The sequence below is a fragment of the Mycobacterium sp. TH-M82 genome, assembly GCF_057473605.1.
Genome location: NZ_JBYCKY010000570.1, coordinates 1 through 1,346, shown reverse-complemented (window position 1 = coordinate 1,346; position 1,346 = coordinate 1). Strand labels below are relative to the sequence as shown.

At 68.9% G+C, this 1,346-nt stretch carries 1 protein-coding gene; it reads right to left on the bottom strand.

Annotated elements, in window-relative coordinates; all coding sequences use genetic code 11:
- Window positions 1-1,346, bottom strand: a 1,346-nt coding sequence (locus AC2VON_RS17120) for a hypothetical protein (RefSeq protein WP_486954018.1), incomplete at both ends; no start/stop codon positions are given.

Sequence of the window (1,346 nt, the reverse complement as noted above, 5' to 3'; positions counted from 1 at the left end):
GGACAGAAACCAACCGAGGGCGGTATTTGGGGCTCCGAAGTGGGACAGAAACCAACCGTGGGCGGTATTGGTCCGTCTTGGGGGTGATTGGGCTCCTCTTTAATTCTCCTTTCGCGCTCAGTAGTAGATTTCTGTCTTACTTTTCGGGGCCACAGTTCACGAAGCCACTCGCTGGCCGCCCAAAGGTCGGGGGCGTTGGCCGCACCGGAGTGTTTCCTTCGCTCAGCGACGCCCAGCAGCGCCAGGTCGTCAAGGTGTCGCGCGGCCGTCTTGGTGACCATCCCCACGCGCTCGCCCAGCTCGGCGGTGCGCAGCGGGTCGCTGCTGTCGACGAGCGCTTGCATCAACGGGCGCCGCAGCGCCGGCGCGCAGTCGAGCGCAACACGTTCCAGGATCGCCCAGCGTGTTTGCGTGTCGGCTCCGACGGCGCCCAGCGCCCCATACATGCGGCGTAGCGCCTTGACCAGGCGGGCGGGGCCTTCAGGCTGCGGTGAGACCAATAGTTCGCCGGTGTATCCGTCGCGCTCGACGGCGGTACGGGCCCGGGCCGCGAACGACGCGAGGCTGACCAGCCGGTCCTGTTCGGGTGCTGGCAGCGCGGCGTGTAGGCATTCGGTGCGGGCTCCGGCGATGAGTCCGGTCATGGCTGCGGCCAGCTCGGCGCGCATCTGTTGTTCACGGCCGGTCGTGCTCAGGGCTGCGCGGGCCTGGGCTGCCGCGTCAACGTCGGGCATCCGCAGCAGCAGGTACCGGTCGCCGAGCGCGTTCACGATGGAGCCGTAGCGGTCATAGCTGGGTGTCACCCCGCCGAGGAACCCGCATTTGCCGCGCCAGTGCAGCACCTTGCCGCCGTCGGTCCCTACGGGCCGGTGCCAGCTTCCGTCGTAGACTTCGCGCAACGCGGCCATGGCTGCCCGCGCGGTGTCGCGGTTCTGCGACAGCACGCTGGTGAAGTCTTTGGCGAGCAGGATGCCGAAGTCGCCGATCTGGCGCAGCAGGCCGCCGGTAGCGTCACTGGCGCGTTCGCGCCGGGAGGTGCCCGACAGCAGCGCGGCTTCGCTGACCGTCGCGGCTGAGGCCACGTAGTCCAGGCCGGCGACGGATTGCAGAATTTCGGTCTTGCCGCTGGACGGCGGCCCGACAATAAGCAGCCACACCGGGTCGCCGACGGCGAGGTTGGCGACGACCGCCGCTGCCGTGGCCAGTACCGGCGCGGTGTCGGCCAGGTGCAGCCAGTGGCTGAATGTGGCCAGCGCGGCGTCGAGGTTGACGGCGGTCGCGCCGTCCGGCTCGGCCTCGGCCTGGCCAACGTCGACGGTCTCGAACTCGCCCAGCGTTTTGCCGGC